The 22,229-nt window shown below is 65.8% G+C and carries 23 protein-coding genes; 19 read left to right on the forward strand and 4 right to left on the reverse strand.

What is annotated here, in order from left to right; genetic code table 11:
- Window positions 1–311 precede the first annotated feature (311 nt).
- Window positions 312–578 (reverse strand): MoaD/ThiS family protein, encoded by a 267-nt coding sequence (locus tag M1D93_RS07425; protein ID WP_461174489.1) that lies wholly within the window; start codon window positions 576–578, stop codon window positions 312–314.
- A 5-nt stretch (window positions 579–583) separates the two neighbouring features.
- Window positions 584–1,708 carry a GTP 3',8-cyclase MoaA gene (gene moaA / locus M1D93_RS07430; RefSeq protein ID WP_461174490.1) on the reverse strand — a complete coding sequence of 375 codons (1,125 nt, stop codon included), beginning with the start codon at window positions 1,706–1,708 and terminating at the stop codon, window positions 584–586.
- A gap of 262 nt (window positions 1,709–1,970) precedes the next feature.
- Between moaA and M1D93_RS07435 the strand changes: the two genes are divergently transcribed.
- The 7 genes from M1D93_RS07435 (at window position 1,971) to M1D93_RS07465 (ending at window position 7,643) form a co-directional block, all read left to right on the forward strand.
- A complete protein-coding gene (locus M1D93_RS07435; protein ID WP_461174959.1) occupies window positions 1,971–3,452 on the forward strand; it encodes a molybdopterin-dependent oxidoreductase in 1,482 nt (493 codons plus the stop codon).
- A 20-nt stretch (window positions 3,453–3,472) separates the two neighbouring features.
- Window positions 3,473–4,807: a molybdopterin molybdotransferase MoeA gene (locus tag M1D93_RS07440; protein ID WP_461174491.1), complete on the forward strand. Its 1,335-nt coding sequence runs from the start codon at window positions 3,473–3,475 to the stop codon at window positions 4,805–4,807.
- Entirely contained in the window at window positions 4,795–5,289 is a 495-nt protein-coding gene (moaC, locus tag M1D93_RS07445) for a cyclic pyranopterin monophosphate synthase MoaC (protein ID WP_461174492.1), read from the forward strand. The genes M1D93_RS07440 and moaC overlap by 13 nt, the downstream gene beginning before the upstream one ends.
- Window positions 5,286–5,816, forward strand: a complete 531-nt coding sequence (locus M1D93_RS07450; protein WP_461174493.1) for a MogA/MoaB family molybdenum cofactor biosynthesis protein — start codon at window positions 5,286–5,288, stop codon at window positions 5,814–5,816. The genes moaC and M1D93_RS07450 overlap by 4 nt, the downstream gene beginning before the upstream one ends.
- Complete coding sequence (locus tag M1D93_RS07455) at window positions 5,806–6,282, forward strand: molybdenum cofactor biosynthesis protein MoaE (protein WP_461174494.1); 477 nt, start codon at window positions 5,806–5,808, stop codon at window positions 6,280–6,282. Before M1D93_RS07450 ends, M1D93_RS07455 begins: the two co-directional genes overlap by 11 nt.
- A gap of 108 nt (window positions 6,283–6,390) precedes the next feature.
- Window positions 6,391–7,161 carry a 4-hydroxy-tetrahydrodipicolinate reductase gene (gene dapB / locus M1D93_RS07460; RefSeq protein ID WP_461174495.1) on the forward strand — a complete coding sequence of 257 codons (771 nt, stop codon included), beginning with the start codon at window positions 6,391–6,393 and terminating at the stop codon, window positions 7,159–7,161.
- A gap of 2 nt (window positions 7,162–7,163) precedes the next feature.
- Window positions 7,164–7,643 carry a hypothetical protein gene (locus tag M1D93_RS07465; RefSeq protein WP_461174496.1) on the forward strand — a complete coding sequence of 160 codons (480 nt, stop codon included), beginning with the start codon at window positions 7,164–7,166 and terminating at the stop codon, window positions 7,641–7,643.
- Between the two features lie 172 nt (window positions 7,644–7,815).
- On the opposite strand, the gene M1D93_RS07470 is transcribed toward M1D93_RS07465, so the two are convergent.
- A complete protein-coding gene (locus M1D93_RS07470) occupies window positions 7,816–9,051 on the reverse strand; it encodes a heparan-alpha-glucosaminide N-acetyltransferase domain-containing protein (protein ID WP_461174497.1) in 1,236 nt (411 codons plus the stop codon).
- Between the two features lie 86 nt (window positions 9,052–9,137).
- Here M1D93_RS07470 and M1D93_RS07475 point away from each other — a divergent pair, with 86 nt between their 5' ends.
- The 8 genes from M1D93_RS07475 to M1D93_RS07510 all read left to right on the forward strand — a co-directional run bounded on the left by M1D93_RS07475 (window position 9,138) and on the right by M1D93_RS07510 (window position 17,819).
- Window positions 9,138–9,497, forward strand: a complete 360-nt coding sequence (locus M1D93_RS07475; RefSeq protein ID WP_461174498.1) for a hypothetical protein — start codon at window positions 9,138–9,140, stop codon at window positions 9,495–9,497.
- Window positions 9,498–9,531: 34 nt separating this feature from the next.
- Window positions 9,532–10,314, forward strand: coding sequence for a carbon-nitrogen hydrolase family protein (locus M1D93_RS07480; protein ID WP_461174499.1), 783 nt, complete (start codon window positions 9,532–9,534; stop codon window positions 10,312–10,314).
- Between the two features lie 58 nt (window positions 10,315–10,372).
- On the forward strand, window positions 10,373–11,281 hold the full coding sequence (gene dapA / locus M1D93_RS07485) for a 4-hydroxy-tetrahydrodipicolinate synthase (RefSeq protein WP_461174500.1): 909 nt from the start codon (window positions 10,373–10,375) through the stop codon (window positions 11,279–11,281).
- A 41-nt stretch (window positions 11,282–11,322) separates the two neighbouring features.
- Window positions 11,323–13,014 (forward strand): ribonuclease J, encoded by a 1,692-nt coding sequence (locus tag M1D93_RS07490; RefSeq protein ID WP_461174501.1) that lies wholly within the window; start codon window positions 11,323–11,325, stop codon window positions 13,012–13,014.
- A 154-nt stretch (window positions 13,015–13,168) separates the two neighbouring features.
- Window positions 13,169–16,075: an FtsK/SpoIIIE family DNA translocase gene (locus M1D93_RS07495; RefSeq protein ID WP_461174502.1), complete on the forward strand. Its 2,907-nt coding sequence runs from the start codon at window positions 13,169–13,171 to the stop codon at window positions 16,073–16,075.
- 23 nt (window positions 16,076–16,098) lie between these two features.
- A complete protein-coding gene (gene pgsA, locus M1D93_RS07500) occupies window positions 16,099–16,740 on the forward strand; it encodes a CDP-diacylglycerol--glycerol-3-phosphate 3-phosphatidyltransferase (protein ID WP_461174503.1) in 642 nt (213 codons plus the stop codon).
- The gene (locus tag M1D93_RS07505) at window positions 16,737–17,216 is read left to right on the forward strand and encodes a CinA family protein (protein ID WP_461174504.1); all 480 of its coding nucleotides are present in this window, start codon (window positions 16,737–16,739) and stop codon (window positions 17,214–17,216) included. Before pgsA ends, M1D93_RS07505 begins: the two co-directional genes overlap by 4 nt.
- A 150-nt stretch (window positions 17,217–17,366) precedes the next feature.
- Window positions 17,367–17,819, forward strand: coding sequence for a helix-turn-helix domain-containing protein (locus M1D93_RS07510; RefSeq protein ID WP_104042778.1), 453 nt, complete (start codon window positions 17,367–17,369; stop codon window positions 17,817–17,819).
- Window positions 17,820–17,961: 142 nt separating this feature from the next.
- Here M1D93_RS07510 and M1D93_RS07515 read toward each other — a convergent pair whose 3' ends face one another.
- On the reverse strand, window positions 17,962–18,492 hold the full coding sequence (locus M1D93_RS07515) for a MarR family winged helix-turn-helix transcriptional regulator (protein WP_461174505.1): 531 nt from the start codon (window positions 18,490–18,492) through the stop codon (window positions 17,962–17,964).
- Window positions 18,493–18,532: 40 nt separating this feature from the next.
- Here M1D93_RS07515 and M1D93_RS07520 point away from each other — a divergent pair, with 40 nt between their 5' ends.
- The 4 genes from M1D93_RS07520 to miaB all read left to right on the forward strand — a co-directional run bounded on the left by M1D93_RS07520 (window position 18,533) and on the right by miaB (window position 22,226).
- The gene (locus M1D93_RS07520) at window positions 18,533–18,757 is read left to right on the forward strand and encodes a DUF3046 domain-containing protein (RefSeq protein WP_163164541.1); all 225 of its coding nucleotides are present in this window, start codon (window positions 18,533–18,535) and stop codon (window positions 18,755–18,757) included.
- Between the two features lie 190 nt (window positions 18,758–18,947).
- A complete protein-coding gene (gene recA, locus M1D93_RS07525) occupies window positions 18,948–20,003 on the forward strand; it encodes a recombinase RecA (protein ID WP_066274884.1) in 1,056 nt (351 codons plus the stop codon).
- An 81-nt stretch (window positions 20,004–20,084) separates the two neighbouring features.
- Window positions 20,085–20,645 (forward strand): regulatory protein RecX, encoded by a 561-nt coding sequence (locus tag M1D93_RS07530; RefSeq protein WP_461174960.1) that lies wholly within the window; start codon window positions 20,085–20,087, stop codon window positions 20,643–20,645.
- A 3-nt stretch (window positions 20,646–20,648) separates the two neighbouring features.
- Complete coding sequence (gene miaB / locus M1D93_RS07535) at window positions 20,649–22,226, forward strand: tRNA (N6-isopentenyl adenosine(37)-C2)-methylthiotransferase MiaB (RefSeq protein ID WP_461174506.1); 1,578 nt, start codon at window positions 20,649–20,651, stop codon at window positions 22,224–22,226.
- Window positions 22,227–22,229 lie beyond the last annotated feature (3 nt).

Here is a 22,229-nt window from a genome sequence, read left to right on the forward strand (position 1 = left end):
CCGACGCCGTGTCCCATATGAACATCATCCATGGAGGCACTGACAATTTGTCCGCGTTCGGACCCGGGTCCCAATGATGGGCGGACAGGAGCAGCCAGCGGGGCAGGAAACATCGTTGCCGCACCATCCGCCTGGGCTGTCGAGTCCATCTCCATATGAACATGATCTACGGAGGCACTGACATTCTGAGGGCATGCGGTTGAAGGGCGGACCCGAGCGGCCAGCGGGCAGGAAACAGCGTTGCGGGCACCGACACTTCCGGCGCTGGCGAACGCATTGCGGGCGTCTGCCACGCCGCAGAAAAGCTGCTCCTAGCCCCCGGCGAAGGGAGGCAACACATCCACCACGTCGTCGGTATTCAGGACAACGGAATGGTCCCTCACGGCGACCTCATTCAGCAGGAAGCTGCTTCGGGACAGGATACGGGGCAGCGGGGGAGTACCGGCGGGAGGTTCAGGGCGCTCCACCGACAGTAGGGTTTCGAGCAGGTCAGCAACAGTGGAGCCCGGCGCCAGGTCGAAGCGCTCTTCCTCCACCCCTGCCGCAGCGCGCGCGGCAGCGAAGTAACGTACGTTCAAAAGTTTCAGCCCCCGATGGCGCTCATGCTGCGGTCCGGCTGGACGAAGTCCGGAGCATCAAGTCCCACGTGGTCCATTCCGTGAGCCTTAGGTTTGATCCACATCGCATCCTGCCACCGCTGGGCGAGGGCATCGTCGCTGGCTCCCGAGCGCAGGAGGCCCAGCAGGTCGAATTCTTCCCGGGAGAAGAGGCAGCTCATGATTTTGCCTTCTGCCGTGATCCTGGTCCTGCGGCAGTCTGAGCAAAACGGTTCGGTGACCGAAGCGATAATCCCTACGGTTCCCAGCACAGGGCCGGCAGCATCAGCGGAGCCAGCCACCCGCCGTCGTACTTCAAAGCGCTCCGCCGGAGCGCCATCACGCGCGCGGGAATCGGGGCTGAGGACAAAGTCAGTGGAGAGCAGTTGGCGGATTTCGGCGGCCGTGATCATGTTCCGCCGCGTCCAACCGTGATCCGCGTCCAGCGGCATCTGCTCAATGAATCGCAGTTCGTAACCTCGTCCGAGTGCCCAGGCGAGCAACGAGGGCGCCTCGGCGTCGTTGATGCCGCGCATCAGTACCGCGTTGAGCTTAACCGGGCCCAGGCCGGCTGCCCAGGCTGCGTCCACCCCGGCCAGCACCTGGTTCAGGAACGGCCTGCGGGTCAGCTGGGTGAAGGTTTCCTCGTGCAGGGAATCAAGTGACACGTTGATGCGGGTCAACCCTGCCGACTTCAGCGCCGCCGCCTTTTTCGCCAGGCCAACGCCGTTGGTGGTCATGGAGATGGGCAGGCCGGGGTGGTTGCTTCGCAGCGCTGCGATGATCTCCACCAGGTCGTGCCTCACCAGCGGTTCGCCGCCCGTAAGCCGCAGTTCCCGGACGCCCAACTGCTCCACACCGATGCGGACGATACGGACGATTTCCTCCGCCGACATGACCGCCTGCTTCGCCAGCCACTCCAGGCCTTCGGCAGGCATGCAGTAGGTGCAGCGAAGGTTGCATTTGTCCGTCAGGGACAGCCTCATGTCCGTGGCGCGGCGTCCATAGCGGTCCGCCAGGCCGGCCGGAGCATCAGCAGGGCGGGCACCGGGAACCGACGGCAGGGAACCTGCTTCCTCCCGCGGCTGGGGCATGCCTAGCTGGACGCTCATGAATTCAGGCTACGCCACCTTGGGCTGTGCATCACACCCGTGACGGCGCGAATGGCGGTAGCGAATCCCTGGCACGGCCGGCGCCATGTCTACTCCGCGAACCTATGCTGGAGGTGTGAACAGCTCCCAGCGGAGGCAGGCATTGCACGACGGCGGGACGAGGCTGCGGGAGCCCGCGCAGCCTTCGCTGCCGCATGAGTTCCAGTCACGTCCCAAGGGCCGGTGGGCCGCGGCCGCAGGGGCAGTAGCGGTGGGCAGTGCCGTGGTGCTGGGGGAGCTGTTCGCGGGCGTGTTCAGTCCGTCGTTGTCGCCGCTGACCGCTGTTGGCGGCGCCGTCATCGATGCCGTTCCTCCCGGCGTCAAGGATTGGGCTGTGGCGCTGTTCGGTACGGCCGATAAAGTGGCTCTCCTGGCCGGGATGGCTCTGGTCATGGCGACCCTTGCCGCGCTGGCAGGAGTAGTGGAATACGGCCGCCGCTTTATGGGCTGCGCCGTGGTGGCCGTCTTTGGGCTCGTTGGCCTGGTGGCCGTCCTGACCCGCGCCCAGGTCACCTTCAACGCGATGGTGCTGCCCGTACTCACCGCAGTCGTCGCCGGAATGCTGCTCAGGTTCCTGATCCGCCGGCTCCGGGAAGAGGGGAGCGCCGGAGAAGAACCAGCGCCCCGGGAAGAGCCAGGCCGCCGTCGCTTCCTGCAGGCCCTCGCAGGCGGAGCCGCGTTCACTGTCATCGGCGGAGCGCTGGCGGGAGTATGGCGCGGCGCCGCTGCCGTCGCCAACGAAGCCCGAAGCCTGGTGGCGCTGCCGGTGCCCGCATCGCCGGCGCCGGCCATTCCGCCAACAGCGGAGGCGAAGGTGGACGGCATGCAACCGCTCGTTACCCCCAACGCCGACTTTTACCGCATCGACACCGCACTCACAGTTCCCGCCGTCGACCCGGACACGTGGGTCCTGAAAGTTACCGGCATGGTGGACAGGGAGGTGGAGTTGACCTTCGCCGAACTCCTGGCCAAGCCCTTGGTCGAGCGCCACGTGACCATCGCGTGTGTGTCCAACAACGTGGGGGGAGACCTCATTGGCAATGCCCGCTGGCTGGGCTGGCCGGTCCGGGAACTGCTCAAACTCGCAGGCCCGCAGCCGGGCGCGGACATGGTGCTCTCACGAAGCGTGGACGGCTGGACCGCAGGCACGCCCCTTGAGGTGCTCAGGGACGGCAGGGACGCGTTGCTCGCCGTCGGCATGAATGGGGAGCCGCTGCCCCTGGAGCACGGATTTCCCGTACGGCTGGTGGTGCCCGGGCTGTATGGGTACGTGTCGGCTACCAAGTGGGTCACGGGGCTCAAGGTCACCAGGTTCGCGGACGACGCCGCCTACTGGACTCCCCGTGGCTGGTCGGAGCGCGGGCCTATCAAAACGTCTTCACGGATTGATGTGCCACGGAGCGGCCGGCCGGTGACGGCGGGAACGGTAATGTTCGGCGGCATAGCGTGGGCGCAGCATACCGGTATCGGAAAGGTGGAGCTCCGCGTAAACCGGGGCCAGTGGCAGCAGGCGGAGCTTGCCGAAGGCATCTCACTCGACACCTGGTACCAATGGAAACTGGGCCTGGAACTCACAGAGGGCCAGTACGAAGTCCAGGTCCGTGCCACGGACCTGGCTGGTAAGGCCCAGGACGAAGAGAGCAGGCCTGTCGCCCCCGACGGAGCCACGGGGTTCCACACGATTAGAGTGGACGTGAAACCCTGACGGCTACCAAAGGCGGAACCATGACCAGCCCGCACCTCCATGGAACGTCCGTTGAGCAAACGCTCCACCAGCCGGAGGACCAGCCGGAGGGCCAGGCCGGCGGCCAGGCCGGCGGCCAGGCGTCGCACGGGCCGCATCGGGGCGGGCACCAGGCAAGGTCCGTGGCTAACCATGCCGCCGCGGTTGCGGAACTGCTGCAGCATGTGCGGGCGCCGGAACGGGCGGAACTGCTGCCCCTGCACCAGGCGCTGGGCCGGGGCTTGGTGAGCGCCGTCCGCGCTCCCATCAGCCTGCCGCCTTTCGCCAACTCCCAGATGGATGGCTACGCCATCCGTTCTATTGACGTGCCCGACGGCGGAGCGGAGTTGCGCGTAATGCCTCCCGTTCCAGCCGGGGCAAGCCCTGCGCCCCTCCAACCGGGGATGGCTGCTCCCATCATGACCGGTGCCATGCTCCCGGTGGGGGCTGACGCCGTCGTCCCCATTGAACGGGCCATTCCAGACCGTTTCCTGCCGCACACTGAGCAGGCCACGGTGCGGCTGCCTCCGGCAGCGCCCGGCACCTATGTACGGGCAGCAGGCAGCGACGTGGAGGCAGGTAAGGAGGCCCTGGCCGCCGGCGTTTTCCTGGGCCCGGCCCAGCTGGGACTGCTCGCGGCGCTGGGGATTCCAGAAGTTAACGTGTACCGGACCGTAACGGTCCTGCTGGTCACCACCGGCGACGAAGTGGTTGAGCCCGGCCAGGAGTTGCTCGCCGGCAAGATCTACGACTCCAACGCCACCCTCCTGGAAGCAGCCATGAAGCAGGCCGGACTGGAGGTCCGCCGCGCGGGCATCGCTACCGACAACCCGGACCGGCTTCGCACGCTGCTGCGGGCCGAGCGCGACGCAGTGGACCTGATCGTCACCACCGGCGGAGTCAGCAAGGGCGCGTACGAGGTGGTCCGGCAGGCGATGGCGGACCAGCCCGTGGACTTCCTGCACGTGGCAATGCAGCCGGGTGGGCCGCAGGGCATCGGCACCTTCGAGGGACGGCCGTTCCTGGGCTTCCCCGGAAACCCGGTCAGCTGTCTGGTGTCCTTTGAAATGTTCCTCCGCCCCGTCCTGGCCGGCCTGCTCGGCACGCCTGCGCCGCGACTGCCCATCCGTGCCCGTCTCAGCCAGCCCCTTACGTCTCCTGAACACAAGCACCAGGTCCGCCGCGGCACCCTGCAGCCCGACGGGATGGTGGAGCTGCAGGGCGGGGAAAGCTCGCACCTGATGCACGCGCTGGCGGGTTCGAACGTGCTGGTTCATGTCCCTGTTGGAGTGGCCGCGCTCGCGGCAGGGGCAGAGGTGGAAGTATGGATGCTGTGAATGCAGAACAAGCCCCGGCCGCGCTGACGCACCTGCGCCAGGACGGCAGCGCCCAGATGGTGGACGTCTCCGCCAAAGCCGAAACCACCCGCGAGGCCACTGCCACCGCCACGGTCCACACCACTGCAGAGGTCATGGCCCTGCTTGGCTCAGGCGGTTTGCCCAAGGGGGATGCGCTGGCGGTGGCACGGGTTGCCGGAATCATGGCGGCCAAGAAGACCCCGGAACTGATTCCGCTGTGCCATCCGCTTCCGCTGTCCAAGGTCACCGTGGACTTTGAGCTTGGTGCGGAGTCCGTATCCATCCTCGCAACGGTCAAGACCCGAGGCGTCACCGGCGTGGAAATGGAAGCCCTCACGGCAGCCTCCGTCGCGGCCCTGAGCGTGTACGACATGATCAAGGCCGTGGACAAGCACGCCGTCCTGAATGACATCAAAGTGCTTGCCAAAAGCGGCGGCAAGAGCGGGGACTGGACACTGTGAGCAGCCCCAACATCCTCAATGCCCCCGAACCCCACCGGCACGGCGACGTCCAAGGCCGCAAGGCCGGCGTCGTTATTGCCTCCACCCGGGCCGCCGCCGGAATCTACGACGACGAAACCGGCCCCGTGATCACCGACTGGCTGACAGAACACGGCTTTGACGTCTTCCCGGCCATGGTGGTGCCCGACGGCGAGCCCGTGGGCGCAGCCATCCGCGCCCTCCTGACCCAGCGGCCTGCCGTCGTCATTACTAGCGGAGGCACGGGCCTCAGCCCGGACGACCGCACACCGGACGTCACACTGCCGCTGCTGGACCGCGAAATCCCCGGCATCATGGAAGCCATCCGCCGCGCCGGCGCCGCGAAAACGCCGCTCGCGGCCCTGAGCCGCGGCTATGCAGGTGCCGCGGGAAACACCTTCGTCATCAACCTGCCCGGGTCACCCAAAGGGGTGATGGACGGACTCTCCGTCCTGGACCCCGTGATCGGGCACCTCTGCGACCAGCTGGAAGGCGGACATGGGCACTGAAACAGCATTCGAGGTGGTCAGTGCTGTCCTCAGCGCCGAGCCCATCTCCGTTGACCAGGCCATTGCGGCAGTGGAAAGTGACACCGCGGGGGCGGTGGTCAGCTTCAGCGGCGTGGTGCGCAATCACGACGGCGGCAAGGCCGTTAACCGCCTCAGCTACAGCGCGCATCCCACGGCACACCAAGTGATGGCCGACGTCGTCGCCCGCCTCGCAGCGGAACAACTGGCAGAAGCACAAGGGGGCGGCGGCTCTGCCTCCCAGCCTGTGCGTATTTGGGCAGCCCACCGGATCGGCATGCTGGAGATCGGCGATCCCGCTCTCGTGTGCGCTGTCTCCGCTGCCCACCGCGGCCAGGCTTTTGCCGTGTGCTCCGAGCTGGTGGACAGAATCAAGGAGCAGGTGCCCATCTGGAAGGAACAGTTCTTCGCCGACGGCACAGTGGAATGGGTAGGGGCGGGCGGCTGATCCTGCCGTTATACCTGCCTTGACCGCGATTCCTTACACCGGCGTCTGCGAGGTAACGCACACTGCGCAGTTCCCGTGCGCCGCAGGGCCACCGGTAGGGTTAACGCCATGACCGAACAACACTCTGCTCCCATGCCCGTGGCCGTGCTGGGCGCGAATGGGCGCATGGGCGCCGAAGCCGTAAAAGCCATTGAAGCCGCCCCTGACATGAAGCTCGTCGCCGCCCTGGGCCGGGGCGACTCCCTGGACCAGCTCACCGCTGCAGGGGCACGTTTCGTGGTGGACCTGACGGTTCCTGAAAGCACAGAAGCCAACGTCCGCTTCGCCGTCGAGCATGGCATCCACGCCGTTGTGGGCACCACCGGCTGGGACGCCGGCAAACTGTCCGGGCTGGCGGACCTGCTGGCGGGCAGGCCGGAGACGGGCGTGCTGATCGCACCCAATTTCGCCCTTGGCTCGGTGCTGGCCTCTGCCTTCGCCGCGAAGGCATCCAAATACTTCGAGTCGGTCGAAATCATTGAACTGCACCACCCGGACAAGATGGACGCGCCGTCGGGCACGGCAGTCCGCACCGCCGAACTCATCGCCGCCGAACGCAGCGCCGCGCAGGTGCCGCCCAGCCCCGATGCCACCACCAGCGAACGTACCGGTGCCCGCGGCTGTGAGGTGGACGGCGTACGCGTCCACAGCGTTCGGCTTCGCGGCCTCGTGGCCCACCAGGAAGTCCTGCTCGGCAGTGCCGGCGAGCAGCTGACCCTGCGCCATGACTCCTTCGACCGTGCCTCCTTTATGCCCGGCGTGCTGCTTGGCCTGCGCAACGTCGCCGCCCACCCCGGGCTGACGGTGGGCCTTGACGGCTACCTGGACCTGGGGCTGTAGCCGTGGGCGGGCTGGTTGCGGGCTTCCGGAAGAACCGCACCAAAATCTGGGTGGGGGCAGTCACACTCCTCCTGGTCTTCTACCTGGTGGTGTCCTTCCAGCGCTCGGTCCTGCTGCTGACGGACAGCAACCCTGCGGCCGTTGCCATCGGAGCGGCGTACCTGGTGCTGCCGGCGATCGGCGCCTGGGCACTCGTCCGGGAACTCATGTTCGGGGCCCGCACCGAGCAGATGGCCAAAGTCCTGGAGGCCGAGGGCGGCCTTCCCGTGGACGAGCTGCCCAGGACACCGGCGGGGCGGATTATCCGTTCCGCAGCGGATGCGGAGTTCGAGAAGTACCGGGCGGAGGCCGAAGCGGCACCGGAGGACTGGCGTTCCTGGTTCCGGCTGAGCTGCGCCTACGACGCCGCCGGCGACCGCAAGCGTGCCCGCGCCTCCATGCGTGACGCCGTCAAGCTCTTCCGCGGCAACGTTCCGGCCTAGCGCCGGCAGGCTCTTCCGCGGCAACGTTCCGGCCTAGCGCCGGCAGGCTTCCTGCCCGAGCGCCGGCAGCGGTGCGGACCTGCCGGCAGCGTTCTGGCCTAGGCCCCGCAGCGTTCTGGCCTGGCTACGTCCTGGAGCGTTCTGGCCTGGCTACGTCCTGGAGCGGCGCGCCTTAACGGATGGCCTTGGCGCCGCCGCGGCCCACCTGGTTTGCTGCGTGCCCCAGCCATTCCAAAGGCCCGCGCCACTTCAGCAGCACGAACACCATGCCTACAACCACTGCCGTGGCGGCCTGGGCGAAGTACATTGCGTCCTCCGTCCAGCCGGCCGGGAGGGGTTTCAGGTAGAAGCCAGAAACCACCCACACGTGGACAGAGTAGAGGGTCAGGGTCATGGCGCCCGCACCGCGAAGCGGCAGCAGCAGGTCCAGGGCCACCCACTCGGCCAGCCTGCCAAGCAGGAGGAAAGCCCCTATCACCGCCACTGCCACGGCAGACGTATGCAGCAGGTCAAGCGCAGTGGCCGAATGGGGAGCTGCCGAAGCCAGCCACCACCAGGACCCCTCCTGCGGTATGCCCGTCAGGTTGACCTGCAGGACACTGTGTAAGGGATAGCCGGGGGAATCAAGCACCTGTTCCAAGGCAGCCCGGCCGCCCCAGCTCTCCATCGCCGCCGTTCCCAGGGCTTTGGCCAGGACAGCAACGATAGTGCCGCCGATGAGCAGCACCCAGGGGACGAGGGCCTTGTTGAGCATCAGGCGGCCGAGGACCAGCCCCACCAGCAGGTAGGACATCCACTGGAAAACGGGGTAATAGCCGGTGAAAAAGAGGTCCGCCAGGAGCCGGGTGGGGGTGGAGAGATCCTCCCAGGAGGGATTGTGGCCGAGCCTCAACGGCGGGTTCGCCGCCAGCAGCCAGGGGCGCAGCAGGTACGCCAAAACCGGCGACGCCAGGATCCAACCGATTGCCCATCCACAGAGCGGCTTCAGCTTCATGCCCAGGAACGGCAGGACGCACAGGAACAGCACTGCGTAGTGGACCAGGATGATGGCCAGGTTCACTTCGAGGCCGCCCAAGGTGAGTCCGACGGCGGCAATCACCAGGGCGCGCAAGGCAACGCCGCGCCGGGCCGCCGACAGTTCCGAACCGTCCAGAGGCCTGTGCTTACCCGTGGACAAGGCCAAGCCGACGCCTGCCAAAACTGCGAAGAGCGCGGCGGCCCGGCCCGAGAAGGTCAGACCGATCCAGGTGGGGGTCAGGTCGGCGTTCGCCTCGAACGTGGGAAGCAGATGGGTGGCCATCATTCCCAGCAGGGCCAACCCGCGTGCCGCGTCGATGCCGTGGAGCCGGCCGGGGGCGGACCGGCCGGCGGCCGTCCTGGAGGACGCGGCGGCGTTACGGGAGGTCATGAGCAGATCGTCTCACACCTGCCTGTGCCGCAGCTGTCAACAAGAACTCCTTGTATTCGAATATTTGTTCGAATAACATGGACGGCATGCAAACCCCATCACCCAAAGTACCCGCTTCGGAGTCCCAGGATCCCGGGCCGCTAAAGGCCATGAGCCCCGGGGTGGTTGATTACCTTTTTCGCCAGCTGGTGACTGGAAAATCCCCCGAGGATATCCAGTGGGAGCGGGAGGGCATCAGCCTGTCCGCGCAGCCGGAGGGGCCCGAGCTGGCACGCCGGCTCGGCGAAACGGATATCGACGCCCTGACTCCGGTTGAACTGTTCCACTACGTCAGGGCCGCCCAGCGGTTGGCCACGTGGGCGGAGGGGCTGAGGCAGGCCGCAGTGGGCAGGTACTGCCAGCCGGAACCAGGCGCGCCGCCACGCGCAAGGAAAGACCGCTGCTGAGGCGGGCATCCTGGCCGTTGCCTAGGATGGAAACGTGACAGACACCCTCCCCGTCGCCGCCATCCAGTACCAGCCCCTGGACGGAGGGATCACCGCCAACGCTGCCGAGCATGTGCGCCTCATTGAGGATGCCGATGACCACGGCGCCCGCCTGGTGGTCTTCCCGGAACTGTCCATCACCGGCTACCGGCTGGATCTCCTCCATAACGACGACTCCTGGCTGACGCTGGATGACGAACGCCTCGGCGACGTCCGGGAGATCTGCCGCAGGACCGGGATTACGGCAGTTATCGGCGCGCCCTTCCGCGAAAGCGACGGAGCGGCACGGTTGGCATCACTTGCCATTCATCCGGACGGCAGAACCGAAACAGCGTTCAAGACGCACCTGCACGGCCGGGAGCAAGAGCTGTTCACGCCGGGGGAGGGCGCCACCCTCATTGAAGTGGACGGGTGGAGTATTGCACTCTCCCTCTGCTTCGATGCCTCCGTGCCGGCCCACGCAACCGACGCCGCTGCAGCCGGAGCTGACGTGTACTGCGTTTCCGCCCTCTACACCAGGGACGAGGAACACCGGCTGGCCCTGCACCTCGGAGCGCGGGCCATGGACAACAGGATGTTCACCCTGCTCGCGAACCTCGGCGGCAGGAGCGCCTTGGGCGAATCGTGCGGCTTGAGCGGCTTGTGGGGGCCCGACGGCTTCCCGCTAAAGCAGGCAGCGGGAACCGGCACGGAGGTTGTTCCCTGCATTCTGCAGCGAAGCCGCCTCGCAAAATACCGCAAGCACACCGGTGGCCCCTCCGGAGAAGCGGCTGTTTGACGTTCATCACGCCGCCCCTATTGTCCTAACCGGCCGGGGACAGGGTAACGTTTTTTCCATGGCTGACACTTCCGCGCGCATCCCTGCCCTTGGCACCCTCCTGACCGCCATGGTCACGCCGTTCACGAAGGACGGCACAGTGGATTACCAGCAGGCCGCGGAATTGGCCGGCAAGCTGGTGGATGATGGCTGCGACGGCCTGGTGGTCACCGGAACCACGGGCGAAACTTCCACCCTCACCGACGAAGAGAACCTGGGCATGTTCCGTGCTGTCAAGGAAGCTGTCGGAGGGCGTGCGGCAATCATCGCCGGCACCGGCACCAACGACACGTCGCACTCCGTGCACCTCTCCCAACAGGCTGCAGCACTCGGCGTCGACGGCATCCTGCTGGTGACCCCCTACTACAACAAGCCCAGCCAGTCAGGCCTGCGCGCACACTTCGAAACCATCGCCTCGGCCGCGGACGTGCCCGTTATGCTCTACGACATCCCCGGCCGGTCCTCGATCGCCATCGAACCCGAAACAATGATCCGCCTGGCCCAGCACCCCAACATCGTGGCCGTCAAGGATGCCAAGGCCGATTTCGTTGCGGCCACCCGCGTGATGGCAGAAACGGACCTGCACTTCTACTCCGGCGACGACGGACTGACCCTGCCCTGGATGGCGCTGGGCGCCGTTGGCCTTGTCGGCGTCACCACCCATGTGGCCACCCGCCAGTTCCGCGACCTCATCGATGCGGTCAACGCCAACGACCTCGAAACCGCGCGGAAGATCAACTTTGAGCTTCAGCCCGTGGTCCGCGCCACCATGACCCGGGTCCAGGGTGCCGTTGCGGCCAAACAGATTCTTAAATGGCAGGGAGTCCTGCCCAACTCGATTGTCCGTTTGCCCCTCGTGGAGCCGGACGAAGCCGAGATCGAAACCATCCGCGGGGATTTGGCGGAAGCGGGGCTGGTCTTTTCCTGAGGAGTAAGACCAGCACCCTTCCGCCTGGAAAGTAGTGCAATATGACCCAAACTGCCCTCACCGGCCTTGTCACCCCTCCCCGCCTGCCGCAGGGAACGCTCCGGATTGTTCCGCTGGGCGGACTGGGGGAGATCGGCCGGAACATGGCCGTGTTCGAAATCGACGGCAAACTGCTGATCGTGGACTGCGGCGTGCTCTTCCCGGAGGAAACCCAGCCCGGCGTCGACCTGATCCTGCCTGACTTCTCCTACATTGAAAACCGGCTGGACGACATCGTGGCTGTGGTCCTCACCCACGGGCACGAGGACCACATCGGCGCTGTTCCGTACCTGCTGCGCCTCCGCGCCGACATCCCGCTGGTCGGCTCGCAACTGACCCTTGCCCTGATCGAGGCGAAGCTGCAAGAGCACCGCATCCGGCCCTACACCCTCACCGTCGAGGAAGGCCAAGTGGAGAAGTTCGGCCCGTTCGAATGCGAGTTCGTAGCGGTCAACCACTCCATCCCCGACGCCCTGGCCGTGTTCCTCCGCACTGTGGGCGGCACCGTCCTGCACACCGGCGACTTCAAGATGGACCAGCTTCCCCTTGATGGCCGCATTACCGACCTGCGGCACTTCGCCAAGCTCGGTGAAGAGGGCGTTGACCTCTTTATGTCGGACTCGACCAATGCTGACATCCCCGGTTTTACTACCGCCGAAAAAGAAATCGGCCCCACGCTGGAGCGCCTCTTCGGCCAGGCCACGAAGCGGATCATTGTGGCATCGTTCTCTTCCCACGTGCACCGGGTGCAGCAGGTCCTGGACGCGGCCGCGAAGCACAACCGCAAGGTGGCCTTCGTTGGCCGCTCGATGGTCCGCAACATGGCCATCGCGGAGAAGCTCGGTTACCTGGACGTCCCGCCTGGCCTCATCGTGGACATCAAGAACATCGACAACCTGCCGGACAACCGCGTGGTGCTGATGTCCACCGGCTCCCAGGGCGAACCAATGGCCGCGCTGTCCCGGATGGCCAACGGGGACCACCGCGTGGTGGTGGGCGACGGTGACACTGTCATCCTCGCGTCCAGCCTCATCCCCGGAAATGAAAATGCCGTCTTCCGGATCATCAACGGACTGCTCAAGCTTGGCGCCGACGTCATCCACAAGGGCAACGCCAAGGTTCATGTCTCCGGGCACGCAGCCGCCGGCGAACTCCTGTACTGCTACAACATCCTGGAGCCGCTCAACGCGATGCCGGTGCACGGTGAAACCCGCCACCTGATTGCCAACGGCAAGATCGCCATCGAATCCGGCGTCCCGGAAGCCAGCGTTATCCTCGCTGACAACGGCACCGTGATTGATCTCAAGGACCACCGGGCAGACGTCGTCGGCCAGGTTGAAGTGGGCTTTGTCTATGTGGACGGCTCCAGCGTCGGCGAGGTCACCGAAGCCGACCTCAAGGACCGCCAGACCCTGGGCGATGAAGGCTTTATCTCCATCATCACGGTCATCCACCGCGCTACCGGCAAGGTGGTGTCCGGGCCGGAGATCCACGCCCGCGGCGTGGCCGAGGACGATGCCGTGTTCGACGAGATCATCCCCAAGATCAACGCCGCGCTGGAAGAAGCCGTGCTGAACCATACGGACCACACAACCCACCAACTCCAGCAGGTGGTCCGCCGGGTAGTGGGTACGTGGGTCAACCGCAAGCTCCGCCGCAAGCCCATGATTATTCCCGTGGTGCTCGAGGCATAGCCTTCATTGCCGCCCGCTCCGGCCTGTGCTCCCGGTCCCCACCAGGAACGCGGGCCGGACGTGTTTAAGCGCTCCGAATTTAAGCGGTCCGAACCGGGATCCGCCGGCTCCCAAATCCCCGGAGAACCGCCGCAGTTCCGGTACCGTGGCTAGTATGGCCACTCGTACTACTTCCGCGCCCAATGGTTCAAGCAGGGCCAGTTCCGGCAGCAAATCCGGCGGTTCCGGCGGCCGCGGTTCCGGCTCGACGGCAGCGAAATCCCCGGCGTCCAAGTCGGGACGGACCGGGAGCTCCGGCACGGCGCGGACCCGCCAGCTTCCCGCCGTCGAACAGCACCAACCCTGGCTGCTGCGGGTAGTGGGCGGAGCCTGGCTGGGCATCGGGCACCTTGTCGGCGGGGGAGTGCGGCGCATCGGCCATGATGTCAGCGACCTTCCCGCGGACGAACGCCGCGACGGCGCCGCCCTCTTCAACCTGGCCCTGGGCGTCTTCATCGCCACCTTCGCCTGGTGGGGACTCACCGGCTGGTTCCCGGACGCCGTCTACAGCGTGGTGAACGGTACGTTCGGCTGGATTTCGCTGCTGCTCCCGCTGATGCTCTTTGTGTGCGCCTTCCGGCTGTTCCGCCGGCCCTCTGACGGCCGGGGCAACAACAGGGTGGGCATCGGCTTCCTGATCATGACTTTTGCAGGCTGCGGCCTCGCCCACGTCCTGGGCGGCCAGCCCACCGTCGCCCAGGGATTTGACGGGCTGCGCCAGGCCGGCGGCATGCTGGGATTCCTGGGCGCCACGCCACTGGCTGCCATCCATCCGGCTGTGCCGCTGGTGATCTACGGGCTGCTTGCCTTCGTATCGCTGCTCATCATCACCGCTACACCCTTCGGTGCCATCCCGCGCCGGGTGCGCGGCGCCTATGAGCACCTCATGGGCGTTGACCTGCTGGACCAGGAGGACGGCGACCGCCACGACCGCAGCTACCTTGAGCGGACCCCGCCTGCCGCTCCAAAGAAGAAAAAGCGCCGCCTGTTCGGCAAGGACGAGGATGCCGACGCCGGCTTGGAAGGCTATGTGGGCGACGAAGCGTTCGAGCACGCCGTCGTCGACGACGACGAACCGCAGCCGCCGCGCCCCGCCCCCGGGGTCCGCCGCCCCACCCAGGCGGAGATCGCCGTCGAAAAGATCAAGGCAGCCCAGGGACTTGGCGCCGCTGCTTCCGCTGCGGCGGAGGAGAACGCCACCGAAGCCATCCCCATGATCACCCCCGGCGCGTCCGCCCCCGGCGGCCAAGCGGGTTCCGCGGGACCCACCGTGCCTTCAAACCCTGTGGCTCCTGCGCCGCCGCCCGTTCCCATCCCGCAGCGGACCGAGCAGTTGTCGCTTGCCGGGGACGTGACCTACACCCTCCCTGCCTCGGACTACCTGACGCCGGGCTCAATCCCCAAGGAGCGCACGGAGGCCAATGACGCCGTCGTCGCTGCCCTCACCGACACCCTTCAGCAGTTCAACGTCGATGCCACCGTGACAGGCTTCAGCCGCGGTCCCACCGTCACCCGGTACGAGATCGAACTGGCCTCGGGAACCAAAGTGGAACGGGTCACCGCCCTGTCCAAAAACATCTCGTACGCGGTCGCCTCCAGTGACGTGCGGATCCTCAGCCCCATCCCGGGCAAGTCCGCCATCGGCATCGAGATCCCCAACACGGACCGCGAGACGGTCTCACTGGGTGACGTGCTGCGCAGCCAGAACGCCCGCCGCACCGATCACCCGATGGTGATGGGCGTGGGCAAGGATGTTGAGGGCGGCTACGTGGTGGCCAACCTCGCCAAGATGCCGCACCTGCTGGTGGCCGGTGCTACCGGTGCCGGTAAGTCATCCTTCGTGAACTCCATGATCACGTCCATCCTGATGCGCGCCACCCCGGACGAAGTCCGGATGGTCATGGTGGACCCCAAGCGTGTGGAACTCACGGCCTACGAGGGCGTCCCGCACCTCATCACGCCCATCATCACCAACCCTAAGAAGGCGGCGGAGGCCCTTCAGTGGGTGGTCCGCGAGATGGACGCCCGGTACGACGACCTCGCAAATTACGGCTTCAAGCACATCGACGACTTCAACAAGGCCGTCCGCGCCGGCAAGGTCCAGCCTCCTGTCGACTCCAAACGGGTGATCCGCCCGTACCCCTACCTGCTGGTGATCGTCGACGAGCTCGCCGACCTGATGATGGTGGCTCCGCGCGACGTGGAAGACTCAATCGTCCGCATCACCCAGCTGGCCCGCGCCGCCGGCATCCACCTGGTCCTTGCCACGCAGCGGCCGTCCGTGGACGTGGTCACCGGCCTCATCAAGGCCAACGTTCCCTCCAGAATGGCCTTTGCCACCTCATCCGTCACCGACTCCCGCGTGGTCCTGGACCAGCCGGGCGCGGAGAAGCTCATTGGCCAGGGTGATGCCCTCTTCCTGCCCATGGGCGCTTCAAAAGCCATGCGCGTCCAGGGCGCCTGGGTCACGGAATCCGAAATCCACAAGGTGGTTGAGCACGTCAAGGGACAGCTGCAGGCGGCCTACCGTGACGACGTCGCCGTCGACGCGCCCAAGAAGCAGATCGACGACGACATCGGGGATGACCTCGAGGTGCTGCTGCAGGCCACCGAACTGGTGGTCACCACGCAGTTCGGCTCCACGTCCATGCTCCAGCGCAAGCTGCGGGTCGGCTTCGCCAAGGCCGGCCGCCTGATGGACCTGCTCGAATCGCGGGGAGTGGTGGGCCCCTCAGAGGGTTCCAAGGCCCGCGACGTCCTGGTGAAACCGGACGACCTGGCACCGGTCCTTGCTGCAATGAAGGGCCAGGAAGCGCCGAAGGCACCGGATGCACAGACGGCGGCCCTCAGCGACAACGCCAACGCCAACATCGCGCAGGGCGGCTACGCCGAGGACCTGGTGGCGTCGGACCTGGACCAGCGGAAGCAGAACGTCGAATATTACGACGGCTCCGATTCCGCGCCAGGCGGCTACGACGACGAAGACGGCTCCGAAGACGCCTGGTCCCTGACCGGGCGCTAGCCCAAAGAATGTAGCCTAGGAAGGTGACTAGCACCGATGCAACCGCCGCCGGCCCAGGCCGTGCCGGGGTCTGGAACCTTCCCAATATCCTGACCATGCTCCGCATCGCGCTGGTGCCGTTCTTCGTCTGGTTCCTGATCGCGGACGCGCCGGGCCTGCAAAGCGAGGCAGGTCCTTGGCGCTGGGCAGCGGCGGCGGCGTTCGCCGTCGCAATCTACACGGACAAGCTCGACGGCGACATCGCCAGGAGCCGGAACCTCGTGACCGACTTCGGCAAGATCGCCGATCCGATTGCCGACAAGCTGCTCATCGGGTCCGCGCTGGTCATGCTGTCCGTGCTCGGCGAACTGCCCTGGTGGGTCACCGTGGTGATCCTGGTCCGTGAATGGGGCATCACCGCCCTGCGCTTCTTTGTTATCCGCTACGGCGTCATCCCGGCGTCGCGCGGCGGCAAGCTCAAGACGGTCGTCCAGACGGCGGCCATCTTCCTCTACCTCCTGCCGCTGGCAGCAATTCTTCCGTGGCTGTCATGGGTCGCCTTCGCCGTGATGATGGTGGCAGTGCTGATCACGGTCTGGACCGGCGTCGAGTACGTTGTCGAGGCGCTCCGCCTGCGGTCCAAGGGAAAGCTGCAGGGAACGGCCAACGGGCAGGAGCCGGCATGACAAACCTTCACCATCTGTCTGGCCAGGCCGTCACGAAGGCCCTGGAGCGACGCCGGACCGTGGCCACGGCAGAATCCCTGACGGCCGGCATGGTGTCCGCTGTCCTCGCCGACACCCCGGGCGCTTCCGGAATGCTGCAGGGCGGCGTGGTGGCGTACCAGAACTCCGTTAAGCAGAACGTCCTGGGGGTTTCCGCGGAACTGTTGGCCGACGTCGGATCCGTCGACGGCGGTGTTGCCGCTGCCATGGCCGCCGGCGCCCGGACTGCCCTTGGCGCCGATATCGGCATCTCGACTACCGGAGTAGCCGGACCGGAAGCACACGATGGAAAGCCGGTGGGAACGGTGTACATCGGCGTAGCTACGGCTGCCGGAACAACCGGGTTTGAGTATTTGTTCTCCGGCAGCCGGGCCGAAATCCGTGGACAGGCATGCGGGGCTGCTCTGGAAAGGCTCCTCGAAGCACTGGCTTCCTGAAGTTACCCGCCTGTAAAGTTGGTGGGAACAAAAGCCGGTACCGATTAGTTATTACATTGTGTCGCTTCCAGAGAGCGGGGGCGCCTAGGATAAAACCACCACCATGGTCCGCCTTACGGCGGATCGACTATGAGGAGCAAGGCGATACAGATGGTAAAGCAGCCCGTATCCGTAAACGGCGTTGTCCGCTGGAAGGATGTGGGCCTCGCCGATCAGGCTAAGAGCGAACAGAAGGAGCGCAAGATGGTAGTACTTCGTCACGAAATTGGTGATGTCCTGCGCGATGTTCGCCAGCGTCAGGGGCGCACGCTCCGTGAAGTTTCGCACAGCGCCCGTGTCTCCCTGGGTTACCTGAGTGAAGTGGAGCGCGGCCAAAAGGAAGCATCCTCCGAGTTGCTTTCCTCGATCTGCTCGGCCCTGGATGTCCCGTTGTCCAGCATGCTTCGTGAGGTCAGTGACCGTGTGGCAGTTGCCGAAGGCGTTGCCGTTCCGGACACCGTACCCCAGGAATTCTCCCAGCGTTACGGCCGTGATCTCGATCGCGACCTTAACAATGAACTCAACGACGAACTTTCAACGGGCCTGTTCTCAGGCGCCCGCTAAGGGCTGATCCACCACAGGTGGCCCTGCAACTCATGAAGCCTCCGGCGGTGTGCCGGGGGCTTCAGTTGTGTCCGGACACCTTCGTGCTGCCTGATTCCGGCCACGCTTGACCTTGCCCTGGTTTGTCCTGCCTGCGTTCCGCCTAATCTCCGGTTGCCGGGGCCGGGGGGCCGTCGTGCGGGAAGCCGTCGCGCTCATACGTGGAGTTCAGCTTGGCCATAAAACGGGCCAGCTCCTGCAGGTCCTCCACAGGCCATTCACCGAGGCGTTCCCGGAACACCTGCCGCCGTGCGTCCTGGACCTGGTGCATCTTTTCCTCCCCCTTGGCGGTCAGCCGGATGGCCTGCGCCCGTCCGTCCAGCGGGTCGGCCTCCTTGGATACCAGCCCGATGCTTTCCAGGAAGGCAATCTGCCGGCTCACGGAGGGTTTGCCCACACCGATGTTCATCGCCAGGTCCGTGAGCCGGATGGGACCCTCGCGCCGGATGACTGTCAGCAGCCCGTAGGCCGCAGGTTCCATGTCCGGGTGGACCTGGCGGGAGAGCTGGTTGGAGATGGCCCGTGCGCGCCGCCAGAAGAGGCTGATTTGATGTTCCACGTTGTGCAGCGCGGCGTCCACGGTGGCATCGTCTTCGCGGCCGTGCGGGGGCGGGACGGCAGGGGAGTTGCTCATGGCAACAATTCTAGGGTGCGGATCGTGAGAGACTTTTCTGGTGCGAATCAGCGATTATTGGCGACTTATGGACGACGAATTTGGCGCCGGGTACTCGCGGGTCCTCAGCAGCACCCTTGTTCTTGCCGGGGTGGGCGGGCGCACCGCGGACCAGGCGCTGGCCGCCGGGGTGGAGCCCCGGAAAGTGTGGCTGGCGGTCTGTGATGTGCAGGACGTTCCGCCGGAGCGGCGGCTGGGCAGGGACATCAAACCCCGCGTGGAATAAGCAGTTTCTCCTGACACGCCGCGCCGCTGTTCGAATACCTGTTCGGGTAAAGCTATGCTTTTCCTAGCGGGTTTTCCACATAGCCGCCCTCATCCGGCCGGAATGTCAGTGGGTCCCATTAGCGTCAGAGATGACCAATAAACGGCCGCTGAGGCCACTCCACAGCGAGAAAGCATTAGAGGTGTGAACCATGGCGGCAGCCCCGGATCGTGCAAAAGCGCTCGAAGCAGCGCTTGCCCAGATCGACAAGCAGTTCGGTAAAGGCTCGGTCATGCGGCTCGGGGACGAAGTCCGGGCCCCGATCGAGGTCATCCCTACCGGTTCCATTGCATTGGACGTCGCCCTGGGAATTGGCGGCCTGCCCCGTGGCCGCGTCGTAGAGATCTACGGACCGGAATCTTCCGGTAAAACCACGGTGGCCCTCCATGCCGTGGCCAACGCCCAGCGACTGGGCGGCATTGCAGCCTTCATCGACGCCGAGCACGCCCTCGACCCGGAGTACGCCGCCAAGCTCGGCGTGGACACCGACGCGCTGCTGGTCTCCCAGCCGGACACCGGCGAGCAGGCCCTGGAGATCATGGACATGCTGGTTGGTTCGGGCTCCCTGGACGTCATCGTTATCGACTCCGTCGCCGCCCTGGTGCCCCGCGCTGAAATCGAAGGCGACATGGGCGACAGCCACGTCGGCCTCCAGGCCCGCCTCATGAGCCAGGCCCTGCGTAAGATCACCGGACGCCTGAGCCAGACCAAAACCACGGCGATCTTCATCAACCAGCTGCGTGAAAAGATCGGTGTGTTCTTCGGTTCCCCCGAAACCACCACCGGTGGCAAGGCGCTGAAGTTCTACGCCTCCATCCGTATCGACGTGCGCCGCATCCAGACCCTCAAGGAGGGCGCGGACTCGGTCGGCAACCGGACCAAGGCCAAGATCGTCAAGAACAAGATGGCCCCGCCCTTCAAGGTCGCCGAGTTCGACATCATCTACGGCCAGGGCATCTCCCGCGAGGGCGGCATCATCGACATGGGTGTTGAGCACGGCATCATCAAGAAGTCCGGCTCCTGGTTCACCTATGACGGCGACCAACTCGGCCAGGGCATGGAAAACTCGCGCCGGTTCCTTCGGGACAACCCGGAGCTGGCTGCAGAGCTGGAGCGCCTGATCAAGGAAAAGCTTGGCGTTGGCGTGAAGCCGGCGGAGCCTGAGTCCAAGGACTCCCCGAAGCTGAAAGCCGTTGACGGGTTCTAGCCGTTGACCAGTGCTGACAGTGCGCGTCCCCGCCGGGCCAGAACCGGCGGGCGGCGCGCTGCTTCGTATGCGGACGATTTCCTGGACGGCCCGGATCCAGACTCGCCGGGTGCCGGGGACGCCGAGCCGGACCCCGTATCGGTCGCGCAGGTCATTGTGTACCGGCAGCTGGCAGCGTCGGCGAAAAGCCGGCTTCAACTTGCCCGCAAACTTGCCGAGCGGAACATACCGGAGCACGTTGCAGAGGCTGTCCTGGACAAGTTTCAGGAGGCGCGGCTTATCGATGACGCCGAATTCGCCGACATGTGGGTGCGGAGCCGGTCCCAGTCCCGGAAGCTGGCCAAGGGCGCACTGCGGCGGGAGCTTGCGGAGAAGGGGGTTGACCAGGAAACCGCTGCCGCAGCCCTGGAGCAGCTCTCGGACGCTGACGAGGAAGCCGCCGCAAGAACCCTGGTGGAGCGGAAGCTGCGTCCCGGGACGGACTTGGGGGACAGGGCGGACCGCGATAAAGCCACGCGCCGGCTGGCGTCCATGCTGGCCCGCAAGGGCTACCAGCCGTCCCAGGCTTTCCGCATCGTGAGCGAAGTCCTTGATGCCCATGCTGCTCCCGACACTGACGAGCCACCGAACCGGTACCCTTAACAGGTGAGTTTGACCATTCCTTCCCCTCTTTCCGGCACCAACCCGTCTTCGGGGCCCAGTGCTGCTGCCTCGGCTGCCCCCGCTCCGGAACCCGGCACGGGAAAGCCCCGAACCTATGAGGTGCGGACCTTTGGCTGCCAAATGAACGTGCACGATTCAGAGCGCATGGCGGGCATGCTGGAGGATGCCGGCTATGTACCGGCGGACGGCAGCCAGGCGGACGTAGTGGTGTTCAACACCTGCGCTGTCCGGGAAAACGCCGACAACAAGCTGTACGGAAACCTCGGCATCCTGGCCCCCGTCAAGGCGGCCAACCCCGGCATGCAGATCGCGGTGGGCGGGTGCCTGGCCCAAAAGGACCGGGAAACCATCTTGAAGAAGGCGCCGTGGGTGGACGCCGTCTTTGGTACCCACAATGTCGGCGCCTTGCCCGCCCTGCTGGACCGGGCCCGCCACAACGACGAGGCGCAGCTGGAGATCCTGGAGTCGCTGGACGTCTTCCCGTCCACGCTCCCCACCAAGCGCGACTCCGTGTACTCGGGCTGGGTCTCCATCTCGGTAGGCTGCAACAACACCTGCACGTTCTGCATCGTTCCCGCCCTGCGCGGCAAGGAGAAGGACCGCCGGCCGGGGGACATCCTCGCCGAGATCCAGGCCCTGGTGGATGACGGTGCCATTGAAGTGACCCTCCTGGGCCAGAACGTCAATTCCTACGGCGTGGAGTTCGGCGACCGGCAGGCCTTTTCCAAACTCCTTCGTGCCTGCGGGCAGATCGAGGGCCTTGAGCGGGTCCGGTTCACCAGCCCCCACCCTGCCGCTTTCACGGACGACGTCATCGACGCCATGGCGGAAACGCCCAACGTCATGCCGCAGCTGCACATGCCGCTGCAGTCGGGGTCGGACAAGGTGCTGAGGGAGATGAGGCGCTCCTACCGGTCCACCAAGTTCCTTGGCATTTTGGAAAAGGTCCGGGAGAAGATTCCCCACGCCGCTATTTCCACTGACATCATTGTGGGTTTCCCCGGTGAGACTGAGGAAGACTTCCAGGCGACCCTGGATGTGGTGGAACAGTCCCGCTTCGCTACGGCCTTCACCTTCCAGTACTCCAAGCGCCCCGGCACCCCGGCAGCGGACCTGCCGGACCAGTTGCCAAAAGCGGTAGTGCAGGAGCGCTTCGAACGGCTCACCGCGCTGCAGGACCGGATTGCCGCGGAGGAGAACCGGAAGCAGCTCGGCCGCCGCGTGGAAGTCATGGTGACCGCCCAGTCAGGGCGCAAGGCGGGCGAAACCCACCGGCTGTCCGGACGCTCCCAGGACCAGCGCCTGGTGCATTTCTCCGTACCGGATGGAGCACCCGCACCGCGCCCGGGCGATCTCGTGACTGCCACCATCACGGAGGCCGCCTCCTTCCACCTCGTGGCGGACTCCACCCTTGAGGATTACAGCCTGCGCAGGTCCCGCGCCGGCGACGCCTGGGACAGGTCCCAGGCAGATTCCTGCGGGGCACCCGCACCCGGTGCCGCCAAGGGCCGGAGCGGGGTTTCCCTCGGTATGCCTGCCCTGCCTGTCCGCAGCCGCTGACGC

Source organism: Arthrobacter sp. Z1-9 (assembly GCF_054792695.1).